The organism is Streptomyces sp. NBC_01314 (assembly GCF_041435215.1).
In the GTDB taxonomy this organism is placed as follows: Bacteria; Actinomycetota; Actinomycetes; order Streptomycetales; family Streptomycetaceae; genus Streptomyces.
Genome location: NZ_CP108394.1, coordinates 7157967 through 7177265, shown reverse-complemented (window position 1 = coordinate 7177265; position 19299 = coordinate 7157967). Strand labels below are relative to the sequence as shown.

Sequence of the window (19299 nt, the reverse complement as noted above, 5' to 3'; positions counted from 1 at the left end):
CGCGCACGCTGTCGGGGGGCAACCCGTAAGGCGATCTCTGCGTCTTGGACTTCGTCCTGCACTAGGGCCACAGCTGAACCACGCACAGATGAACACCGCACACGGGCGGACACCGAGGCACGCAGATGGGGGAGGACGTTCGGATGTCGCAGACCGAGGCGACCGAAGCACCGGTTACCAGAAGGACCGGCGCACCGGTTACCGAGGGGGCGCCGAACGCGCGGCTCCGCTGGTGGACCGAACTGCCGCTGATCCTGCTGGTGTACGGGGCGTACTCGGCCGGGCGGCTGCTCGCCCGCGGCGACACCGCCCACGCCGTCGACCACGGCCTGGAGCTCCTGCGGATCGAGAAGGCCCTGTGGCTCAACGCCGAGCATCCGCTGAACCGCCTGTTCACCCGTGAGCCCTGGATCGGGATACCCGCCGACTTCTGGTACGCGTCACTGCACTACCTGGTCACGCCCGCGCTCCTGATATGGCTCTTCAGGTCCCGTACCGTGCGCTATCGCGCGGCCCGCACCTGGCTGCTGACCTCCACCTTCATCGGCCTTGTCGGCTTCACCCTGCTCCCCACCTGCCCGCCCCGGCTGCTCGACCCGTCCCACGGATTCGTCGACACCATGGCCTACTACAGCTCGTGGGGCTGGTGGGGCGGCGAGGCCAGCGCGCCCCGGGGCCTGGGCGGCATGACGAACCAGTACGCGGCGATGCCGAGCCTGCACGTCGGCTGGGCCCTGTGGTGCGGTGTGATCCTCTGGCGCTTCGGCGGCGGCTCGCGGCTCGTGCGGACCGCCGCCGTCGCGTACCCGCTGATCACCACGATCGTGGTGATGGGCACCGCGAACCACTACTTCCTCGACGCGGTGGCGGGCGCCGCCGTGATGGGGGCGGGCCTGCTGCTGACACCGCTGGTGCTGCGGACCGCGGACCGGTGCCGGACGGCGCTCGGCCTGCGGACGATGACCGCGGGCCGGTTCGACGGCGGTGACCGACCGCACGGTGAGGAGCCCGTCGTTCCAGCCACGGCCGCCTCTCGGGGCTCAATTTCCCCCATTGTCAGTGGTGGATGCCAGACTTCCCCGGGTGAGCGAATTCCACGGCAGCGGATCATCGAACCCGAGCCGGGTGCCGCCCCCTCGCAAGCAGGGGACGGCGCTGCGGCAGCGGCTCGCTGAGCTGCGCGGCCCCGAGGTCCCACCCAAGGCGCTGGACGCGCGCGCCCTCGCCGCGCTCGCGGCCAACCCGGGCTGTGAGCGCCGCGCGCTGCTGGACGGCGCGGGCGTGAACAAGGCGGTGCTGGCGGACGCGCTCGGCTCGCCCTCCGCCTTCGGCCAGTCCCAGTTCGCCTTCATGCGGGGCAACGCCTTCGAGGCCAAGGTCAAGGCGGACGGCGGCGCGGAGCTGCTGCGGCTGGTGCACGAGAGACTGGACCCCGGCGCCGAGCCACCGACCTCCGCCAAGGTCCCCGACCTCACCGCCGTGGGCCCCGAGGGCCGCGCCGCCCGTACGGCACTGGCGTTGCGCGACGCCACGGACGCCGGCGGCTGGGCGCTGCTCGACCACCCCATGCTCGCGCTCGACGTCGCGGGCACCCCCGCGTTCCTGGAACCGGACGCGGTGGTGGTCCACCCGGACGGCACCTGGTCGGTCGTCGAGATCAAGTCCTTCCCGATGCTGGACGGTTCGGCGGACCCGGCGAAGGTGGGCGCGGCGGCCCGCCAGTCCGCGGTGTACGTGCTGGCGCTGGAGGAGGTCGCAGCCCGCCTCGGCGGCGACGCCCGCGAGGGCGCCCCCACCCCCGAGGTGCGTCACCGGGTGCTGCTGGTCTGCCCCAAGGACTTCACCAACCTCCCGACGGCCGCCGCGGTGGACGTTCGCAAGCAACGGGCGGTCACACGCCGCCAGTTGACGCGGCTGACCCGCATCGAGGAGATCGCGGACACCCTCCCCGAGGGCACCTGCTTCGCCACCGACCTCCCCCAGGAGCAGCTGACGACGGCCGTCGAGGCACTGTCCGCCTCCTACGCCCCCGAGTGCCTCGCCGCCTGCGAGCTGGCCTTCCACTGCCGGGCCCGCTCCCGCACGGAGGGCGCGGTGACCTCCCTGGGCCGGGCCACGCGCGCCGAGCTGGGCGGCCTCACTACGGTCGACGACGTCCTGGCGGCGGCCCACGGCAGGGCCGGCGACCCGGACGACCCCGCCGTGGCCGCGCTGCGCAGGGCGGCGGAGCTGCGGGCGGAGGCGTTGGGAGTCCCTGCCGAGCGCCCGGTAGCCACCGCCCTCACCGGTTCGGCCCCGGAGGGGGTTCCGTGTCGCTGATCTCCACCCTGGCCCGCCTCGAAGCCGTCAGCACAGGCCGCGCCCAGCCCGCCGCGACCGTCCTGCACCGGCATCTCTCGGACCGCCCCCTGGTCCTCGTGCCGCTCACCACCGCCGGTGAGGCCGGGGCCCCGCTCGGCGCGCTCGTCGGCACCGACCGGGACGCGCCCCGGCTGCTGGTGGTGCCCCAGCCCCGGGACCGGGACCTGCGCTTCGCGTTCCTGGCCGAGCTGGCGGACATCGTGCTGCCGTACGTGGACTCGTACGCCGACGTCGTGGAGGCGGCCGAGCGCAGCGAGACCGACCCGGAGACCGGCAAGCGCGTCAAGGTGGAGGTCGAACTGTGCGCGGACGCGCCGCAGTTGATCCTGCCGAGCCGGACGGGCATCGACTTCGTACGGCTCCTCGGGCGCTCCATGCGGTTCCGGCGCACCGCCGAGCAGGACCCGGAGGCGCCCCATCCGGCGCCGCCACGCGTGCCGTTGCTCGGGCGGTGGCTCACGCACTTCGGGGAGCGGGCCCGGGTGCCGGGCTCCTCGCTGCTGCTCGCGCTGACCGACCTGTTGTCGCGGCACTGGGCGACCGGGCAGTCCGGGGTGGAGGACCAGCATCTGGCGTCGCTGCTCGCCTGGATCGACCCCCCGGAGGGGGAGCCGGGCGAGGCGGCGGCGCGGCGGGCCGAGCTGGCGCGGGACGCCGGGGGCCAGTTGCTGTGGCCGCCCGCCGGGCCCGCGACCGATCCGGCGTTCGACAACAAGCTGCTGGCCCCGGCCATCGAGCGGTACGACCGGGCGCGGCTCGCCCTGGCCGCCGCCGAGGACGGTCTGGAGGCCGACGACCGGCTGGGTGCGCTGACCGCCGCCGAGCGGGAGATCCACGCCCTCGTCGAGAGCCGCACCCGGCCCACGTGGGACGCGGTCTGGCACGGCCTCGACCTGCTGCGCGCCCTGCCGGAGGGCGCCCACGCGGCCGACCGGTGGACCCGCGACCGCTGGTCCTTCACCGGGCACCGGGACCGGATCGTCGCCGGGGAGCCCCCACAGCCCCGGATCGACGACGCGGTCACCGCCGCGAACAAACTGGCCGCGCGCGAGCGGGAACAGGCCCGCCTCGACGCCCAGGAGGCCCTGGACGACCCCCTCGTCATGGCCGGGCGACGGCTGGCCGGGGAGGCGTTCGCCGGTGAGGTCACGGACGTCGTCATGGCCTACAGCGAGAGCAAGCGGCCCAGCCCACGGCCCCTGGTCACCGTACGGACGCGGGACCGGCCGCATCTCGGGGAGCGGGCGAAGGTGTACCGCTCGCTGGGCGGGAAGCCGCAGGCGGCGGAGTTCGTGGGGTACGAGGGGAGCGAGGGGGACGAGGAGGACGGAACCGGCGGTCACGACGGCGGGCTCCTCGTCCTGCGGATCATGGACAAGATGGGGCGGGGCAAGGAGCCGGAGGTGGGGTCGGTCCCCGAGAAGGGGGACCTGCTCTGTTTCACCCTCTTCGAGCACGACCAGCGGGGCGGGGCGAAGCTGCCGGACCCCGAGGAGACACCGTGGACGCACGGCGGGCCGCCGGGTGAGCCCGACGCCGTACCACTGCCGGATCCGGTGACCGCGGAGGATGTCCTGTGACCCCCACCGAGGCCGTACTCGACCCCGGGGCGGCGGCCGGCCGGGCCACCGACGCGATCCTGCGCGACACGCTGCACGGCGACGCGCGCGGTGTCGTCGTCGACTCGCCGCCCGGCGCCGGGAAGTCGACGCTCGTCGTCCGCGCGGCGCTCGAACTCGCCTCCGCCGGACGGCCCCTGATGGTCATCGCGCAGACGAACGCGCAGGTCGACGACCTGGTCATCCGGCTCGCCGAGAAGGACCCGGACCTCCCGGTCGGCCGGCTGCACAGCAGCGACAGCGACCCGTACGACAAGGCACTGGACGATCTGGCGAACGTACGGAAGTCGACGAAGGCGGCCGATCTGGCCGGGCTGGACGTCGTGATCTCCACGGCCGCGAAGTGGGCGCACGTCAACGGGGTCGAGCCGTGGCGGCACGCGATCGTCGACGAGGCGTACCAGATGCGGTCGGACGCGCTGCTGGCCGTGGCGGGGCTGTTCGAGCGGGCGCTGTTCGTGGGTGATCCCGGGCAGCTGGACCCGTTCGCGATCGTGGGCAGCGAGCAGTGGGCGGGGCTGTCCTACGACCCGTCGGCCTCGGCGGTGAGCACCTTGCTGGCCCACAACCCGGAGCTGCCCCAGCACCGGCTGCCGGTGTCCTGGCGGCTCCCGGCGTCGGCGGCGCCCCTGGTCTCCGACGCGTTCTATCCCTTCACCCCCTTCCGCAGCGGTACGGAGCACGGGGACCGGCGGCTCGGGTTCGCGGTGCCGTCGGACGGCTCCGGTCCGGACCGGGTGATCGACGAGGCGGCCGAGTCGGGATGGGGGCTGCTGGAGCTGCCGGCCCGGCACACGCCACGGACCGATCCCGAGGCGGTACGGGCCGTCGCCCTGGTCGTACGTCGACTCCTCGACCGGGGCGGGGCGGCGACCTCGGAGCGGTCCGAGGAGCCCGTGCCGCTGACCGCCGACCGGATCGCCGTCGGCACGGCCCACCGCGACCAGGCCGCAGCGGTGCGCTCCGCGCTGACCGAGCTGGGCGTCTGCGACGTGGTCGTGGACACGGCCAACCGGCTCCAGGGGCGCGAGTACGACGTCACGGTCGTCCTGCACCCGCTGTCCGGGCGCCCCGACGCGACGGCGTTCCACCTGGAGACCGGGCGGCTGTGCGTCCTCGCCTCCCGACACCGGCACGCCTGCGTCGTGGTGTGCCGGGCGGGCGTCACCGACCTGCTCGACGACCATCCGTCGATCGAGCCGGTGCAGCTGGGGGTGACCGTGAAGTTCCCGGACGGCTGGGAGGCGAACCACGCGGTGCTGGCGGAGCTGGGGAAGCACCGGGTGGGTTGGCGGCCCTAGCCGGGGCCGGTGGGACAGCGGGTCCGACGCCCTGACCGGGGGCGCGCGGTGCGGGCCGCCCCGGGCGCGTGCGAGCGGGCGGCGCCTTCGGGGACGTAGGTGTGTGGAGGTCGGCGGGTGGGGAGCCTGGGCAGGGTCGATGCCCACTTGCGCGGTCACGAGACAATGGACGGTGGCCCTCCACTCGGGACACCCCCGGGGACCGGCCCACAGAACCGTCGTACGAGGAGGAGAAGACATGGCGGAGCCCACGTCGCGTCGGAACGAACCGCGGCTACGCCCCGCGCCCCTGCTCTTCGAGCCGGCGGAGGCGGCCGGCGATCCCGAGCACTTCTTCGATCTGGAGTCGATCGACGATCCGCGGGCGTTGCTCTCGCGGGCGACGGAGTTGGCGCAGGCGTTCCGGGCGGCGGCCGACCGCGCCGTGGAGTTCCAGGCGATCGCGGCGGCTCAGCTGGCGGATCCTCGACGGTTCGATCGGCTGACCTCGGCGGATATCGCGGAGCGCGCGGAGTGGACCGAGGACTACGCCAAGAAGATGGTCGAGTACGGACGGGAGCTGCTGCGGGGGCGGGACGTCAGCGGGCCGGAGTCCATCTGAGCGGGGGGTCGTGCGGCCGGGGTTCCTGGTGACCCGGGGCCGGGCTCGGGGCGGGGTCTCGCTCACCGGCGCTTGCCGGGTGCCGCTTCGCCCGCCCTCCCCCCGTCCGCCCATCGCTCCCAGCACGCCCCGTGCCCCCGTGCTCCCGGGGGCACGGCTGCGCCGCAGCCACGCGGGAGGCCGCATATGCAATACCCGAAACGACGTCTGGCATATGCCGGTTGGGCAAGATACCCCACTTGCCCATCTCCCGTACCAGTTTCTGGCAACTGCACGGGTTCGGGCCGTCACGGGCGGTAGACCTGGATGCATGAGCGGTGGAGTTGAGACGGGCAGGTACCCGCAGGACGGGGCAGATGTCGCGAGGGTCACGGCGGAGGGGGCGGCTTGGCTGGCCTCGGCAGGAACGTATCCGCGCAGCACGTTGACGCTGTGGGAGGAGCGGCCGGCCGCGCCGGTGGTGCTGCCGTGCGGGAGCGTGTTCGACGTCGTCAGCGTGCCGGCGATCTTCGGGCGGCGCATGCTCGACCGGTTATGGGACGAGGGCGCCGGCTCCGGGCCGGTCGCCGTCTACCGCGGACGCATGCTGCTGTTCGCCTCCCCCGGCACCGCCCACCGGCTGCCCACGCTCCTGGAGTGGGAGGAGTGGGGCTCCCCCGGCCGCACCGGCGCCGTCCCGCCGCTCCTCTGCCACGGCGCGGGCGACGCCGTGACCGTCCCGGCCGTCCTCCAGACCGGAGGCGACAGCGCCCTCGAAGGCGGCACCAGGGGCAGCGGCGAGGCCGGCGGCAGCACGCCGGACGCGCCCGGTGTCGCCCGGATCGGGTCCCGTTGGCTCGTCGCTCCGGACACCCGCCGACCTTGGCTTCCGGGGCCCGAGGTACTGCTCTGGGCGGCCGTCCGGGCGGCCCGCGCGAGTGCCTCCGCGACCGTGCGCGTATCGATTTTTCCTCCCCCCGATCAGGGTGCTAAGGTCTACGACGTCAGCAGGCGCCGCTAGCTCAGTTGGTTAGAGCAGCTGACTCTTAATCAGCGGGTCCGGGGTTCGAGTCCCTGGCGGCGCACGACACGGAAGAAGCCCCTCGCGGAAGCGGGGGGCTTCTTCCGTCGCCGCGCCGCCCTCCCCCGCCCTCCCCGCCCGCACCCGGTCTCCCCATCCGGCCGCTACCGCCCCGTCGTGATCCGCACCGTCCACGCGCCGGTCGCCGTACGCCCCTCCACCTCCACCTCCACGGCCTCCCCCGGCACCTTGAAGCTCTCGCCCACACCCACCGGCGCGTCCGCGAGGGGCGGGTACACGGACTCCTCCCAGCAGGCCTCCGTGCGCGGGTGGGCGTCGAGGACCTCGATGGGGCCGCCGCCGGACTCGGCGCCGCCGCGGACGCGGTAGACGAGGACGCCCTGTGTGCAGACGGAACCGTCGTTGCCGACCGCGCCGCGCGCCTCGATCGCGAGCACGCTGTCGGAACCCGTACGGACGACCGCCAGCTTCTTGCCCCGTCCGGCCCCGAAGGCCCGCGCCCCGACACCGGCCACCGCCGCGCCCTCACCCGCACGCCCGACGGCCTCACCACCCCCGACCTCGCCCGTCTCGCCCGTCTCGCCCGTCTCGGCCATCTCGGCCATCTCGGCCATCTCGGCCATCTCGGCTTCCGCCGTCTCCCCCTCGTACGCCCCCCGTGGCCCCGCCCCCACCGCCTCCAGCGTCAACCGGGTGCCCCCCACCCCCCGTACGCACGTCACCTGGCGCGGTTCCAGCCAGCCCAGCTTCCACTTGTGCCAGGCGAACAGATCCGGGGCCAGGGCGAACTGGCTGCCCATGAGGTCCCAGTCGCCGACATGGGTGTCCCAGTCGCCCTTGCCGTCGACGGGGCGGTGGTAGAGGTCGGGGAGATCGAAGACATGGCCCGTCTCGTGGGCGAGGACGAGCCGGTCCGGTGGATGCCGCTCGAACACGGTGACCACCCGGCGGAGGCCCGTGCCGTCGACCTCCAGCGGGGATTCGAGGTTGACCACCTTCGTCGCGTCCGAGTCGACGCCGGGCGCGTGCGGGTCGGCGACGAGGTACACGACGTCGTACCGGGAGAAGTCGACGTGCGGGTCGGCCGTGGCGAGCGCGTCCCTGAGGTAGGCGGCCCGGTGCGACGCGTTCCAGTCACGCCGTATGGCGTACGCCGTCGACGGCTGGGGCATCTCCAGCCACTCACGTCCCGGATGGGGGTGAAGTGCGAACTTGCCGTACGAGGCGCGTTCGAAGAACTCGCTGGTGGCCGGAAAATGATCCGCGGTCAGCTCGGCCGGTGTGGTGAGAGGGGCCGCGTCCGGGAATGACAAGAATACGAGTACGGCGTCGAGGTCGCGGGTGGGGCGTGGATACGCGGAGTTCCAGGTGTCGAGACCCTCCGAGTGATGTGCCTGGGTGCGTCGCAGCGTGCACGGCTCCGACAGCGGCACGGCGGAGGGGGCCGCGATCAGGGAGGTCGCGGCGAGCGCGGTGAGGGAGGTGAGCATGGCCGCTGTACTGCGCAGAGCGGGCGCCCGGTCGCCCAGGAGTTCCTTCCAGAGGAGCGGACGCTGCACGGAGACCTCCGGATGCGGATCTTGTGGACACCGCGTCCAGATTTTCGGAATTAGTAGTACTTTGCCCTGTTTGCCTGCACCAAAAGAGTGAGGAACGGGCGAGAAGGAGCCGGATCACCACCAATGGCCGACACCCCGAGTGCTCACGGAACGTCACAATCGGTCGACAGAGCGAGGAAGCCGTTCAGGTCGGGGCAGAAACGATCTGTCAGATCAGGTCGTTGTTCAGGGAGACTGGAGAGTGGCTAGAAGGCCCAGAGGGCAGCCTCTATGATCGGCACACTTTCCTGCACGGACACGGCTTGAGCGCCCGTACGTACCTGGTTGGGCCGCTCCGACGAGACACATGAGACCGTACGAAAACGAGTGCACTGCGGGAGCGAACGGTGAGCGGAACGTCCCAAGGGCCGGCGCCCGTGGCAGACCTCGTCCGGCCGGCGATCACAGAGCGTCACGTCAATGCGTCAGTTCAGTCGAGCCAGTCGTCGGGGGAGAGTCCCACCGCACCCGCCGCCTTCTCCGTCGCGCCACTCGCCATGGCCGTGGTCGACCGGGACGGGCTGGTCGTCACCGCCAACGGGGCGATGGGGACGCTGCTCGGGACAGGCGCGGAGCCGCTGGTCGGGCGGGTCGCCGCCGACCTGGTGGACCTCGCCTCGGACACCCGCACCTGGCACGCCTACCGCGAGGTGCTGCGCGGCCGGCAGGCCCGGCTGCGCTGTACACGCCGACTGAAACAGCCGGACGGGACCTGGCTGTGGGTGCAGGTGTCGGTGGCGCCGCTGCCCGAGGAGGAGCGGGCGGTCCTCCTCTCGGTCACCGACATCAGCGCCAACCGCCTGCTTCAGGCCAGGCTCCATCACCTGCAGATGCACGACCCGGTGACCCGGCTCCCCAACCGCACCCTCTTCTTCGAACAGCTCTCCGCCGCCCTCGAACGGGAAACGTACGACGAGGTCGGCACCGGCCGGATCGGTCTGGTCTATCTGGACCTGGACGGCTTCAAGGCGGTCAACGACACCCTCGGCCACCGTGTCGGCGACCGGCTCCTCACGGCCGTCGCCGAGCGGCTCACCCGGTGCGCCGACGAGGCCGCCCTCCTGCGCACGGCCGGTACGGCGGCCGGGGCGCCGCTGGTGGCCAGACTCGGTGGTGACGAGTTCGCGCTGCTCGTGGAGGACTCCACCGGCACGGAGCAACTCGCCGACCTGGCCGACTCGGTCCTCAAGGCCCTGCAGGCCCCCTTCGACCTGGCCGGTCAGCGGCTGTCCGTCTCGGCCTCGATCGGCGTCGTCGAACGGCAGTCGGCGAGCACGACGGCGACCGGGCTGATGCAGGCCGCCGACACGACGCTGTACTGGGCGAAGGCCGACGGAAAGGCCCGCTGGACGCTGTTCGACCCGGAGCGCAACGCCCACCGCATGACCCGTCAGGCCCTGTCGTCCACGCTGCGGGCGGCCGTCGGACGGGGCGAGTTCGCCCTGGAGTACCAGCCGCTGGTGGGCATGGCGGAGGGCGAGGTGCGCGGGGTCGAGGCGCTGGTGCGCTGGCATCACCCGCAGTTCGGCCTGTTGACGCCGAATCGGTTCATCTCATTGGCGGAGGAGGACGGCTCGATCGTCCAGCTCGGGCGGTGGATTCTGGCCACCGCCTGCCGGCAGGCCCGCCGCTGGCAGATCGACCACCCGGACCGGGCGCCGATCTTCGTCAGCGTGAACGTGGCCGTCCGCCAGGTCTGGGACTCCGACCTGGTCGCCGACGTCGCCGAGATCCTCGCGGAGACCGGGCTCGCCCCGCACCTGCTGCAGCTGGAGCTCACCGAGTCCGCGCTCATGGGCTCCGCCGGCCGCCCCCTCCAGGCCCTCAGGGCCCTCAGCGACATGGGCGTACGGATCGCCATCGACGACTTCGGCACCGGGTACTCCAACCTCGCGTACCTGAGCCGGCTGCCGGTGTCGGTGCTGAAGCTGGACGGGGCGTTCGTACGGGGGTTCCAGTACGAGAGCGCTGAGGAGAGCGGGGCCGCCGGGGACGACGGGCAGCCCAACCCCGCCGACGAGATCATCGTCGAGGCCCTCGTACAGCTCGCCCACCGGCTCGGGCTGTCGGTCACGGCGGAGGGCGTGGAGACCGACGCGCAGGCCGCCCGGCTGCGCCGGCTCGGCTGCGACACCGGGCAGGGGTGGCTGTACTCCCGCGCGGTGTCGCCGGAACGGATCGCGGAACTGCTGGGGGCGGCGGCCTGCCCTCAGGCCTGAGGTCCTGACCTCAGGCCTGCGCTCAGGCCTGAGGTCCGGCTTCGGTACGGGGGACGCGCGGCAGGTCGTAGGCGTCCGCGATCAGTTCGTACGAGCGCAGGCGCAGGTCGGCGCTGTGGGCGTGGCTGGTGAGCATCAGCTCGTCGGCGCCGGTGCGCTTCTGGAGGTCGTCGAGGCGGGTGCGGACCTCGTCGACGGTGCCGTGGACGACGTCCGCGTTCCAGGAGTCGATGAAGTCCTGTTCGGCCACGCTGAATTCGTACGCCTCCGCCTCCTCCGGCGTCGGGACGAGGCCGGGGCGGCCGGTGCGCAGGCGGATCATGTTCAGCGCGGCGGCCCTGACCTGGCGGCGGGCCTCCTTCTCCTCGTCCGCGGCGAGGGCGGAGACGCCGATCAGCGCGTACGGGACGTCGAGGACCGGCGAGGGGCGGAACGACTCGCGGTACAGGTCGAGCGCCGGGATCGTGTTCCGCGCGGAGAAGTGGTGGGCGAAGGCGAAGGGGAGGCCGAGGGAGCCGGCCAGGCGGGCGCTGAAGCCGGAGGAGCCGAGCAGCCAGACCGGGGGGCGGTGCGGGGACTGCACGCCACCGGGTGAGGTGCTCTGGATGGGGCCCGGGACCGCGTGGATACGGCGGTAGGGGTGGCCGTCGGGGAAGTCGTCGTCCAGGAAGCGGGTCAGCTCCGCGAGCTGCTCCGGGAAGTCGTCGGCGCCCTCGTTCAGGCGGGCCGAGCGGCGGAGGGCGGCGGCGGTGGCGCCGTCCGTGCCGGGGGCGCGGCCGAGGCCGAGGTCGACGCGGCCGGGGGCCATCGCTTCGAGGGTGCCGAACTGCTCCGCGATGACCAGCGGGGCGTGGTTGGGGAGCATCACGCCGCCTGAGCCGAGGCGGATGCGGGTGGTGTGGGCGGCGAGGTGGGCGAGGATCACCGCGGGGGAGGACGAGGCGACGCCGGGCATGGAGTGGTGTTCGGCCACCCAGTAGCGGTGGAAGCCGCGGACTTCCGTCTGGCGGGCGAGGGCGACGCTGGTGCGGAGGGCGTCTGTGGCGGTGCGGCCGGCGCCGACGGTGACCAGGTCGAGGACGGAGAGGGGGACCGGGGCGGTGCCCTTGGCTTCGCCTCGTATCTCGGCTGTGGTCACGGCGGGGCCTCCTGCGGGCGGGCGGTTTGTGGGTACGGGGTGGGGTAACAGGAGGGTGGCTCCGGTTATTCCCCGCCCCCGCCGCCCCTAGGCGTCCCATCCAACGTCCCGTCCTCAAGGGGCCGCGCCCCTTTGACCCCCATCCGCGGACTCGTCGTGGTTGCTCGCGCGGTTCCCCGCGCCCCTTTGGGGCGCGGGGGGCCCGTGGCTATACCTGCACGATCGGTTCCCTGGTGAACAGGGCGCCCAGTTGTGGGGCGTTCACCCTCCTGTCCGCCAGCCTCAGGGCCTCCCAGACCGTGACCTGGTTGGCGGTGAGGACCGGTTTGCCGAATTCCTTCTCCAGGGTGGGGATGTGGGAGGCGGTGTGCAGGGCCGTGTCCGGGAGGAGCAGGGCGTGCGCGTCCGGGTGGTCGGCCGCGCGGGCGAGGGTGAGGATCTCGTCCAGGCCCCAGGTGCCCACCTCCGCCGCCGTGACGATGCCCGCGCCCCGCACCGCGAGGACTTCCACGCCTGCCGCTGCCAGGAAGTCGACGAAGAGCCGGGCCACGTCGTCGGGGTAGGTCGCGGCCACGGCCACCCTGGTGGCTCCCACCTCCCGGGCCGCGTGGACGAAGGCGAAGGACGTGGAGGAGGCGGGGAGGCCCGCCGTGCGGGCGAGGGTGCGGATCTGGTCGTGGGCGCCTTCGTAGCCGTAGACGAAACTGCCGCTGGTGCAGGCCCAGACGATGGCCTCCGCGCCGGAGAGACGCAGGGCCTCGCAGCCGGCCGCCAGTCGTTCGGGGGCGCCCATCTCGCGCAGGGCGTCCACGCGGTGGGCGTCCTCACCGATGTCGGTGTGCACCACGTCCACCCGGATGTCGCTGGCGAGCAGCTGCTCCATACGCGGATAGTCGTCCTCGGCGGAGTGGCCCGGATAGAGGAAACCGAGTGCGGTCATGCCCAACCTTCCTGTTCTTCCGGCAGTACCGGCGGTGGCGGAACAGGTCCCGCACCGAACGTCTGCCTGGCCGACTCGTCGAGCAGAGCCTGGTACGGACCCACCGCCCGGGTACCCAGATGACGCAGCGCCGCCCACATCGTCACCTGGTTGGCCGAGAGAACGGGCATCCGCAGTTCCGCTTCCAGCTGGGGGATGACGTCGTACGTGGGGAGGTTGGTGCAGGAGACGAAGAGGGCGTCCGGCGTCACCGTACGGACCGCGAGACGGGCCATGGCGACCACATCGTGGTACGGGACCTTCCAGATGTGCCGGACCAGGCCGAGCGAGGCGCGGCCGGTGACCAGGATGCCCGCCTCCGCGAGGTACTCCTCCAGGGACCGGGTGACCGAGACGGTGTACGGGGTGACCAGGGCGACACGGCGGACGTTCAGCTCGGTCAGTGCGGTGAGCAGCGCGCCGGAGGTGGTGACCGCGTGCGCGGCGCCCGCGCGGGTCATCGCCTCGCCCATCGCCCGCTCCCCCGCGACCCCGCCGACGAAACTGCCGCTGGTGCAGGCGTAGGCCACGACCTCGGGCGCGACCTCGTTCAGGGCCCGGACCGCGTGGTGGAGCGTCTCGTGTTCGGAGACCAGGCGGGCCAGGTCGAGGCTCACCTCGACCGGGACGTACGGGGTCCGGGTGAGGTGGAGGGAGACGTCGTTCGGGACCCAGCGCCACAGCTCACGGTCGAGGGCGAAGTCGAAGGGGGCGATGACACCGACGCCGCGCTGCGGCCGGGGTCCACCGAGGAAGGAGACATTCATGACGGTCACCGGCCTCACGGAGAGAGATGTGCGGACGACAGAACGTGCGCAAGTCCGTGTTGACGAAGGTAGGTTCGGGTGCGAGCGTGGTCAATCAGTGCACGTCACACGCATCTCGTGGGGCCGGTGGAACCGCTTCCGTCGTGAGCAGAACCGCTTCCGTCGTGAGTAGAGCCGCTTTCGTTGTGAGTAGAGCCGTTTCCGTCCGTGATTGGTGTCCTACGCCTATGACCTCGTCGCATCGCCCGAATCTCCTCGTCCTCGACACCGAGCCGCGGCCTCGGCTCGGGCGGCTCACCGGGCGGGCCACGATCGAGTACGCCGACGCCTCGACGCTGGCCGCGCGGCTGCCGTACGCCGATGTGCTGCTGGTGTGGGACTTCGCGTCCCGCGTGGTGCGGGACGTCTGGCCGGATGGCGGGCCTCGGCCGCGCTGGGTGCACACGGCGAGCGCGGGCGTCGACCATCTGCTGGGTCCCGGGCTCGCCGCCGACGAGGACACGGTGGTGACGAACGCGCGCGGGGTCTTCGAGGCGCCGATCGCCGAGTACGTCGCCGCGCTCGTCCTGGCCATGGCCAAGGATCTGCCGCGCAGCTGGGAGTTGCAGGGGCGGCGGGAGTGGCGGCACCGGGAGGCGCTGCGGGTGGCGGGCGGCCGGGCCTGTGTGGTGGGCTCCGGACCGATCGGGCGGGCGATCGCGCGCCACCTCAAGGCCCTCGGCCTCCATACGGCCGTGGTCGGCCGGGCCGCGCGGGCCGGCGTCCACGGTCCGCAGGACCTCGACCGGCTGCTGGCCCGCGCCGACTGGGTGATCGCGGCCGCGCCGCTGACGGAGGCGACGTACGGCATGTTCGATGCCCGCCGGTTCGGGGTCATGCAGCCGTCCGCGCGGTTCGTGAATGTGGGGCGTGGGCAGCTCGTGGTGGAGGACGCGCTCGTCGAGGCGCTGCGGAAGCGGTGGATCGCGGGGGCGGCGCTGGATGTCTTCGAGCGCGAGCCGCTGGGCCCGGACGATCCGCTGTGGGAGGTGCCGGGACTGCTCGTCTCTCCCCACATGAGCGGGGACACGGTGGGGTGGCGGGACGAACTCGGCGCCCAGTTCGTGGAGTTGTTCGAGCTGTGGGAGGCGGGGAAGCCGCTGCCCAACGTGGTCGACAAGCAGCGCGGGTACGTGCCCGGACACTGAACTCCCCTGGGAGGGGCCGCATGTCGGAGCCGACGCGATTGACGGAGCTGTCCGCCGTACGACTCGTCGAGGGGTATCGCAAGGGTGAGTTCAGTCCCGTGGAGGTGGCGCGGGCGGCCCTGGAGCGGGCCGAGCGGGTGCAGCCGGACGTGAACGCGTTCGTGCGGATCGACACCGAGTCGGCCCTCGTGCGGGCGCGGGAGTCGGAGGGGCGCTGGCGGCGGGGGGAGCCGGCCGGGGCGGTGGACGGGGTGCCGGTCACGGTGAAGGACATCCTGCTGATGCGGGGCGGGCCGACCCTGAAGGGCTCCAGGACCATCTCGGCTTCCGCGGAGGGCAGTTGGGACGAGGACGCGCCTTCCGTGGCCCGGCTGCGGGAGCAGGGAGCCGTCTTCCTGGGGAAGACCACGACGCCCGAGTTCGGCTGGAAGGGCGTCACCGACTCGCCGTTGAGTGGCGTGACGCGGAATCCGTACGACCTCTCGCGTACGGCCGGGGGTTCCAGCGGGGGTGCCGCGGCGGCCGTCGCGCTCGGGGCGGGGCCGCTGGCGCTGGGCACGGACGGGGGCGGCAGTGTGCGTATCCCGGCCGCCTTCTGCGGGGTGTTCGGGCTGAAGCCGACGTACGGGCGGGTGCCGTTGTATCCCGCGAGCGCCTTCGGCACGCTGGCGCATGTCGGGCCGCTGACGCGGGACGCGGCGGACGCCGCGCTGATGCTGGACGTCATCTCCGGGCCCGACGCGCGGGACTGGTCGGGGCTCGGGCCGGCGTCCGGGTCCTTCACGGACGCGCTCGCCGGCGGGGTGCGGGGGCTGCGGGTCGCGTACTCGGCGTCGCTGGGTGGGCAGGTCGCCGTGCAGCCGGGCGTCGCCCGCGCGGTGCGGCGGGCCATGGAGGGGCTCGCCGGGCTCGGCGCGCACGTCGGCGAGGCCGACCCCGACTTCTCCGATCCCGTCGAGGCGTTCCACACGCTGTGGTTCAGCGGGGCGGCGCGGGTGACGCAGCGGCTGGGGCCGCGTCAACGGGAGGTGCTGGACCCCGGGTTGCGGGAGATCCGGGAGCTCGGGGCGCGGTTGTCCGCGCTGGACTATCTGGCCGCGGTGGATGTGCGGATGGATCTCGGACGGCGGATGGGGGCGTTCCACGAGCGGTACGACGTTCTCGTCACGCCCTCGTTGCCGGTGACCGCGTTCGAGGCGGGGGTGGAGGTGCCGGGCGGTTCCGGGTACCGGCGGTGGACCGGGTGGACGCCGTTCACGTATCCGTTCAACCTGACGCAGCAGCCTGCGGCGAGTGTTCCCGTGGGGGTGGACGGGGGTGGGTTGCCCGTGGGGGTGCAGGTGGTGGCTGCTCGGCATCGGGATGATCTGGTGCTTCGGGTGGGGCATGCGTTGTACGAGGCGGGGGTCGCGGGGGTTGTGCCGCCCCGGCTCTGATCGCCCCCGCCGCCCCTACCCGTCCCTCCGCCAGGGGCGCTGCCCCTTCGACCCCGAGGGGTTCGTTGTCGGGTGCGGGTGGGTGGGGCTTCTCGCGCAGTTCCCCGCGCCCCTGAGAAGCAGGGGCTGATACGCCCCCGAGCCATGGGGCGCCCGCACCGTCATGCCCGGCTGAATCGCAGGCTCTCCCCCAGCGCCCCCGCCCTCCACAGGTCGTTGCACGCTTCCGCCATCTCCTCCAGGCCGTCGACCACCTGGCCCCAGACGATTCCCGGCACCCACCCCACGTCGCCGTTCAGCAGCAGGTTGTTGCGTTCGTAGAAGAGGGCCAGGTCGACGAGGGTCGTCCCCGGGCGGACCTCCTCGTCGTAGCCGTACGCGTTCGTGGCCAGCTCCGTGCCGGCGAAGGAGAAGTAGCAGAGGTCGCCGGGGATGGGGGTGACGGTGGGGTTCTCCAGGGGCGGCTCACGGTCGGCGAAGGGCGGGAAGAGGGCGTAGATCTCGTTGCGGGCGTATTTGGCGTGGTAGACGTCGCCGGCCAGGGGCAGGGCGCCCCAGACGGCGGCGCAGGTGAGCGGCGCACGGTCGTCGAGGAGTTTCGCCCGGCACACGACCTGGCGCTTGAGCAGGGAGATCTCTATGTAGCGGTCGGCCATGTCTTCCATGGTGCAGCCGGGGTCAAGGGCGCCTCGGGGTCCGGCCGGTTCCCGCCGGGTGTGTGCAGGGGGCGTGAAGGCCCCGGCAGTGGCGCGAATACATCGCATCGGGTCGGGTAGCCGCGCGGCCATGGCTCCAGCAACAGAGACCTCCGGGAGAACCGGGAAGACACGCGACCCCAGCCGCCGGGCACTGCTCGCCGGCGCCTCCGCGCTGGCCACGGCGGGCGCGCTGGGCGCCGCCGGGTGCAGCCGGGTGGCAACCGCCTCCGGCACGGAGGGGGGTGAGCTGCTGGACCGGCTGCGGGCGCAGGGCGTCGTGCGGCTCGGTATCGCGGGAGAGATCCCCTTCGGCTACATCGACACGGACGGCGAACTGACCGGCGAGGGGCCGGAAGTGGCCAGGGTCGTCTTCAAGCGGCTGGGCGTGGGGCGGGTTCAGCCCGTTCCCACCGAGTTCGGCTCGCTCATACCCGGGCTGAACTCCCAGCAGTTCGATGTCGTCTCCGCCGGGATGTACATCAACCCCGACCGCTGCGCGGAGGTCATCTTCTCCGAGCCCGACCATCAGATGCTGGACGCGTTCGTGGTGCGGAAGGGCAATCCGAAGGGCCTCAACGACTACGCGGACGTGATCCGTGCCAAGGCCCGGTTCGCCACGGGATCGGGGTACGCGCAGATCGCGCATGCCGTCGAGGCCGGGTACCCGGAGAGCGACATCGTCATCGTGCCCGACCAGGTGGCCGGGTTGAACGCCGTGGAGGCGGGGCGGGTCGACGTGTTCGCGGGGACGTCGCTGACCACCCGCGAGGTGGTCAAGAAGTCCCGCACGACGGAGGCGACCAAGCCGTTCGCCGCGCTCGTCGACGGCGAGCCGCGGGTGGACGGCGCGGGCTTCGCGTTCCGGCCGGCCGAGACGCGGCTGCGGGACGCCTTCAACGTCGAGCTGCGGAAGATGAAGGAGAGCGGCGAACTGCTGCGCGTCCTGCGGCCCTTCGGCTTCACCAAGGTCGAGATGACCGACCTGACCACGAAGGAGCTCTGTCGCGCATGACACAGGGACTCTGGGAACTCGTCCTGCGCGGCGTCTGGGTCACCCTCCAACTGCTGGTCCTCGGCGCGCTGCTGGCCACGGTCGTCTCCTTCGTGGTGGGGGTCGCGCGCACCCACCGGCGGTGGATCGTCCGCTTCGTCGCGGGCCTGTACACCGAGGTCTTCCGCGGCACCTCCGCACTGATCATGATCTTCTGGGTGTACTTCGTGCTGCCGCTGGCCTTCGGCTGGCAGCTGGTCCCGATGTGGGCGGGCGTCCTCGCCCTCGGGCTGACGTACGGGGCGTACGGCGCCGAGATCGTGCGCGGCGCCCTGACCGCCGTGGATCCGGCGCAGCGCGAGGGCGGTATCGCGCTGAGCTTCACCCCGTGGCAGCGGATACGGCTGATCCTGCTGCCGCAGGCGGTCCCGGAGATGATCCCGCCCTTCGCCAACCTGGTGGTCGAACTGCTCAAGGGCACGGCGCTGGTGTCGATCATCGGCATGGGTGACCTGGCGTTCAGCGGCAGCCTGGTACGGCTGGCGTTGCAGGAGAGCGTGGAGATCTACACCTATCTCCTGCTCATCTACTTCGTGATCGCGTTCCTGCTCACCCGGGGCATGCGGGTGCTGGAGCGGCGGCTGAAGGCCGGGATCGGCAAGGCCCCGGTGAAGACGACCGTGGCGCCCGTACGGGTCGCCGAGGGCGCGAGCGCCGGAGGTGGTGCGTGATGAACTGGGACTGGAACGCGGTCGTCGACTTCCTGCCGCACTTCCGGAAGGGCCTGCTGGTCACCCTGCAGGCGCTGGCCCTGGGCTCGGTCGTCTCCTTCGCCCTCGGACTGGTGTGGGCGCTGCTCGTGCGGACACCGACCCGCTGGGTGAGCTGGCCGGTAGGGGTCGCCACGGAGTTCGTCCGGAACACTCCTCTGCTCGTCCAGCTGTTCTTCCTCTTCTATGTGCTGCCGGCCTGGGGGCTGACCTTCTCGGCGCTGACCACGGGCGTCTTCGCGATCGGGCTGCACTACTCGACGTACACGATGCAGGTCTACCGCGCCGGCATCGAGGCGGTGCCCGTGGGCCAGTGGGAGGCGGCCACGGCGTTGAACCTGCCGATGCGGCGCACCTGGACGGTGGTGATCCTGCCGCAGGCGGTCCGCCGGGTGGTGCCCGCGCTGGGCAACTACGTGATCTCGATGCTCAAGGACACACCGATCCTGATGGTGATCACGGTCCCGGAGATGCTGGGCGAGGCACGGCTCTACGCCCAGGAGACCTTCCGTTTCACCGAGCCCCTGACCGTCATCGGGGTGGCCTTCATCCTCATCTCCTATCTGGCCTCCCTCCTTCTGCGAACCCTGGAGCGACGTCTTGTCCGCTGACA

At 72.3% G+C, this 19299-nt stretch carries 17 protein-coding genes and 1 tRNA gene; 13 read left to right on the top strand and 5 right to left on the bottom strand.

The annotated features are described in order from the left end of the window. Positions 1–143: 143 nt before the first annotated feature. The 7 genes from OG622_RS31695 (at position 144) to OG622_RS31665 (ending at position 6946) form a co-directional block, all read left to right on the top strand. Positions 144–1175 carry a phosphatase PAP2 family protein gene (locus OG622_RS31695; RefSeq protein ID WP_371580032.1) on the top strand — a complete coding sequence of 344 codons (1032 nt, stop codon included), beginning with the start codon at positions 144–146 and terminating at the stop codon, positions 1173–1175. Continuing rightward, positions 1126–2319, top strand: a complete 1194-nt coding sequence (locus tag OG622_RS31690; protein WP_371584285.1) for a hypothetical protein — start codon at positions 1126–1128, stop codon at positions 2317–2319. Before OG622_RS31695 ends, OG622_RS31690 begins: the two co-directional genes overlap by 50 nt. Next, positions 2310–3941, top strand: a complete 1632-nt coding sequence (locus OG622_RS31685) for a hypothetical protein (RefSeq protein ID WP_371580031.1) — start codon at positions 2310–2312, stop codon at positions 3939–3941. Before OG622_RS31690 ends, OG622_RS31685 begins: the two co-directional genes overlap by 10 nt. Continuing rightward, positions 3938–5281, top strand: a complete 1344-nt coding sequence (locus tag OG622_RS31680) for an AAA family ATPase (protein ID WP_371580030.1) — start codon at positions 3938–3940, stop codon at positions 5279–5281. The genes OG622_RS31685 and OG622_RS31680 overlap by 4 nt, the downstream gene beginning before the upstream one ends. Before the next feature lie 238 nt (positions 5282–5519). Then, positions 5520–5882 (top strand): hypothetical protein, encoded by a 363-nt coding sequence (locus tag OG622_RS31675; RefSeq protein WP_037703437.1) that lies wholly within the window; start codon positions 5520–5522, stop codon positions 5880–5882. Positions 5883–6192: 310 nt separating this feature from the next. Next, a complete protein-coding gene (locus tag OG622_RS31670; RefSeq protein ID WP_371580029.1) occupies positions 6193–6882 on the top strand; it encodes a bifunctional DNA primase/polymerase in 690 nt (229 codons plus the stop codon). After that, positions 6873–6946, top strand: a tRNA-Lys gene (locus OG622_RS31665). The genes OG622_RS31670 and OG622_RS31665 overlap by 10 nt, the downstream gene beginning before the upstream one ends. Before the next feature lie 100 nt (positions 6947–7046). On the opposite strand, the gene OG622_RS31660 is transcribed toward OG622_RS31665, so the two are convergent. After that, positions 7047–8462: a M6 family metalloprotease domain-containing protein gene (locus OG622_RS31660; protein WP_371580028.1), complete on the bottom strand. Its 1416-nt coding sequence runs from the start codon at positions 8460–8462 to the stop codon at positions 7047–7049. A 536-nt stretch (positions 8463–8998) separates the two neighbouring features. On the opposite strand from OG622_RS31660, the gene OG622_RS31655 reads away from it, so the two are divergent. Then, positions 8999–10720, top strand: coding sequence for a putative bifunctional diguanylate cyclase/phosphodiesterase (locus OG622_RS31655; RefSeq protein ID WP_371584284.1), 1722 nt, complete (start codon positions 8999–9001; stop codon positions 10718–10720). Between the two features lie 22 nt (positions 10721–10742). Here OG622_RS31655 and OG622_RS31650 read toward each other — a convergent pair whose 3' ends face one another. From OG622_RS31650 to OG622_RS31640, 3 genes are all read right to left on the bottom strand, one after another. Next, positions 10743–11858, bottom strand: coding sequence for an LLM class flavin-dependent oxidoreductase (locus OG622_RS31650; protein WP_371580027.1), 1116 nt, complete (start codon positions 11856–11858; stop codon positions 10743–10745). A gap of 208 nt (positions 11859–12066) precedes the next feature. Then, a complete protein-coding gene (locus OG622_RS31645; protein ID WP_371580026.1) occupies positions 12067–12798 on the bottom strand; it encodes a decarboxylase in 732 nt (243 codons plus the stop codon). Next, positions 12795–13604 (bottom strand): decarboxylase, encoded by an 810-nt coding sequence (locus tag OG622_RS31640; protein ID WP_371584283.1) that lies wholly within the window; start codon positions 13602–13604, stop codon positions 12795–12797. The genes OG622_RS31645 and OG622_RS31640 overlap by 4 nt, the downstream gene beginning before the upstream one ends. A 227-nt stretch (positions 13605–13831) precedes the next feature. On the opposite strand from OG622_RS31640, the gene OG622_RS31635 reads away from it, so the two are divergent. After that, positions 13832–14791: a D-2-hydroxyacid dehydrogenase gene (locus tag OG622_RS31635; protein WP_371580025.1), complete on the top strand. Its 960-nt coding sequence runs from the start codon at positions 13832–13834 to the stop codon at positions 14789–14791. A gap of 20 nt (positions 14792–14811) precedes the next feature. Next, positions 14812–16227 (top strand): amidase, encoded by a 1416-nt coding sequence (locus OG622_RS31630; protein WP_371580024.1) that lies wholly within the window; start codon positions 14812–14814, stop codon positions 16225–16227. 161 nt (positions 16228–16388) lie between these two features. Here the strand turns inward: OG622_RS31630 and OG622_RS31625 are convergent, their stop codons facing one another. Further along, positions 16389–16883, bottom strand: coding sequence for a DUF3830 family protein (locus tag OG622_RS31625; protein ID WP_371580023.1), 495 nt, complete (start codon positions 16881–16883; stop codon positions 16389–16391). Between the two features lie 130 nt (positions 16884–17013). Between OG622_RS31625 and ehuB the strand changes: the two genes are divergently transcribed. The 3 genes from ehuB to ehuD are packed head-to-tail and all read left to right on the top strand — an operon-like array spanning position 17014 to position 19297. Next, positions 17014–17937 (top strand): ectoine/hydroxyectoine ABC transporter substrate-binding protein EhuB, encoded by a 924-nt coding sequence (ehuB, locus tag OG622_RS31620; protein ID WP_371580022.1) that lies wholly within the window; start codon positions 17014–17016, stop codon positions 17935–17937. Beyond that, positions 17934–18647: an ectoine/hydroxyectoine ABC transporter permease subunit EhuC gene (gene ehuC, locus OG622_RS31615; RefSeq protein WP_371580021.1), complete on the top strand. Its 714-nt coding sequence runs from the start codon at positions 17934–17936 to the stop codon at positions 18645–18647. The genes ehuB and ehuC overlap by 4 nt, the downstream gene beginning before the upstream one ends. Next, positions 18647–19297, top strand: a complete 651-nt coding sequence (ehuD, locus tag OG622_RS31610) for an ectoine/hydroxyectoine ABC transporter permease subunit EhuD (protein ID WP_371580020.1) — start codon at positions 18647–18649, stop codon at positions 19295–19297. The genes ehuC and ehuD overlap by 1 nt, the downstream gene beginning before the upstream one ends. Positions 19298–19299: the final 2 nt, after the last annotated feature.

Coding starts and splice junctions, on each gene's coding strand:
- OG622_RS31695 (WP_371580032.1), top strand. CDS start 144: ATGTCGCAGACCGAGGCGACCGAAGCACCGGTTACCAGAAGGACCGGC.
- OG622_RS31675 (WP_037703437.1), top strand. CDS start 5,520: ATGGCGGAGCCCACGTCGCGTCGGAACGAACCGCGGCTACGCCCCGCG.
- OG622_RS31670 (WP_371580029.1), top strand. CDS start 6,193: ATGAGCGGTGGAGTTGAGACGGGCAGGTACCCGCAGGACGGGGCAGAT.
- OG622_RS31655 (WP_371584284.1), top strand. CDS start 8,999: ATGGCCGTGGTCGACCGGGACGGGCTGGTCGTCACCGCCAACGGGGCG.
- OG622_RS31645 (WP_371580026.1), bottom strand. CDS start 12,798: ATGACCGCACTCGGTTTCCTCTATCCGGGCCACTCCGCCGAGGACGAC.
- OG622_RS31640 (WP_371584283.1), bottom strand. CDS start 13,604: ATGAATGTCTCCTTCCTCGGTGGACCCCGGCCGCAGCGCGGCGTCGGT.
- OG622_RS31635 (WP_371580025.1), top strand. CDS start 13,832: ATGACCTCGTCGCATCGCCCGAATCTCCTCGTCCTCGACACCGAGCCG.
- OG622_RS31630 (WP_371580024.1), top strand. CDS start 14,812: ATGTCGGAGCCGACGCGATTGACGGAGCTGTCCGCCGTACGACTCGTC.
- OG622_RS31625 (WP_371580023.1), bottom strand. CDS start 16,883: ATGGCCGACCGCTACATAGAGATCTCCCTGCTCAAGCGCCAGGTCGTG.
- ehuB (WP_371580022.1), top strand. CDS start 17,014: ATGGCTCCAGCAACAGAGACCTCCGGGAGAACCGGGAAGACACGCGAC.
- ehuC (WP_371580021.1), top strand. CDS start 17,934: ATGACACAGGGACTCTGGGAACTCGTCCTGCGCGGCGTCTGGGTCACC.
- ehuD (WP_371580020.1), top strand. CDS start 18,647: ATGAACTGGGACTGGAACGCGGTCGTCGACTTCCTGCCGCACTTCCGG.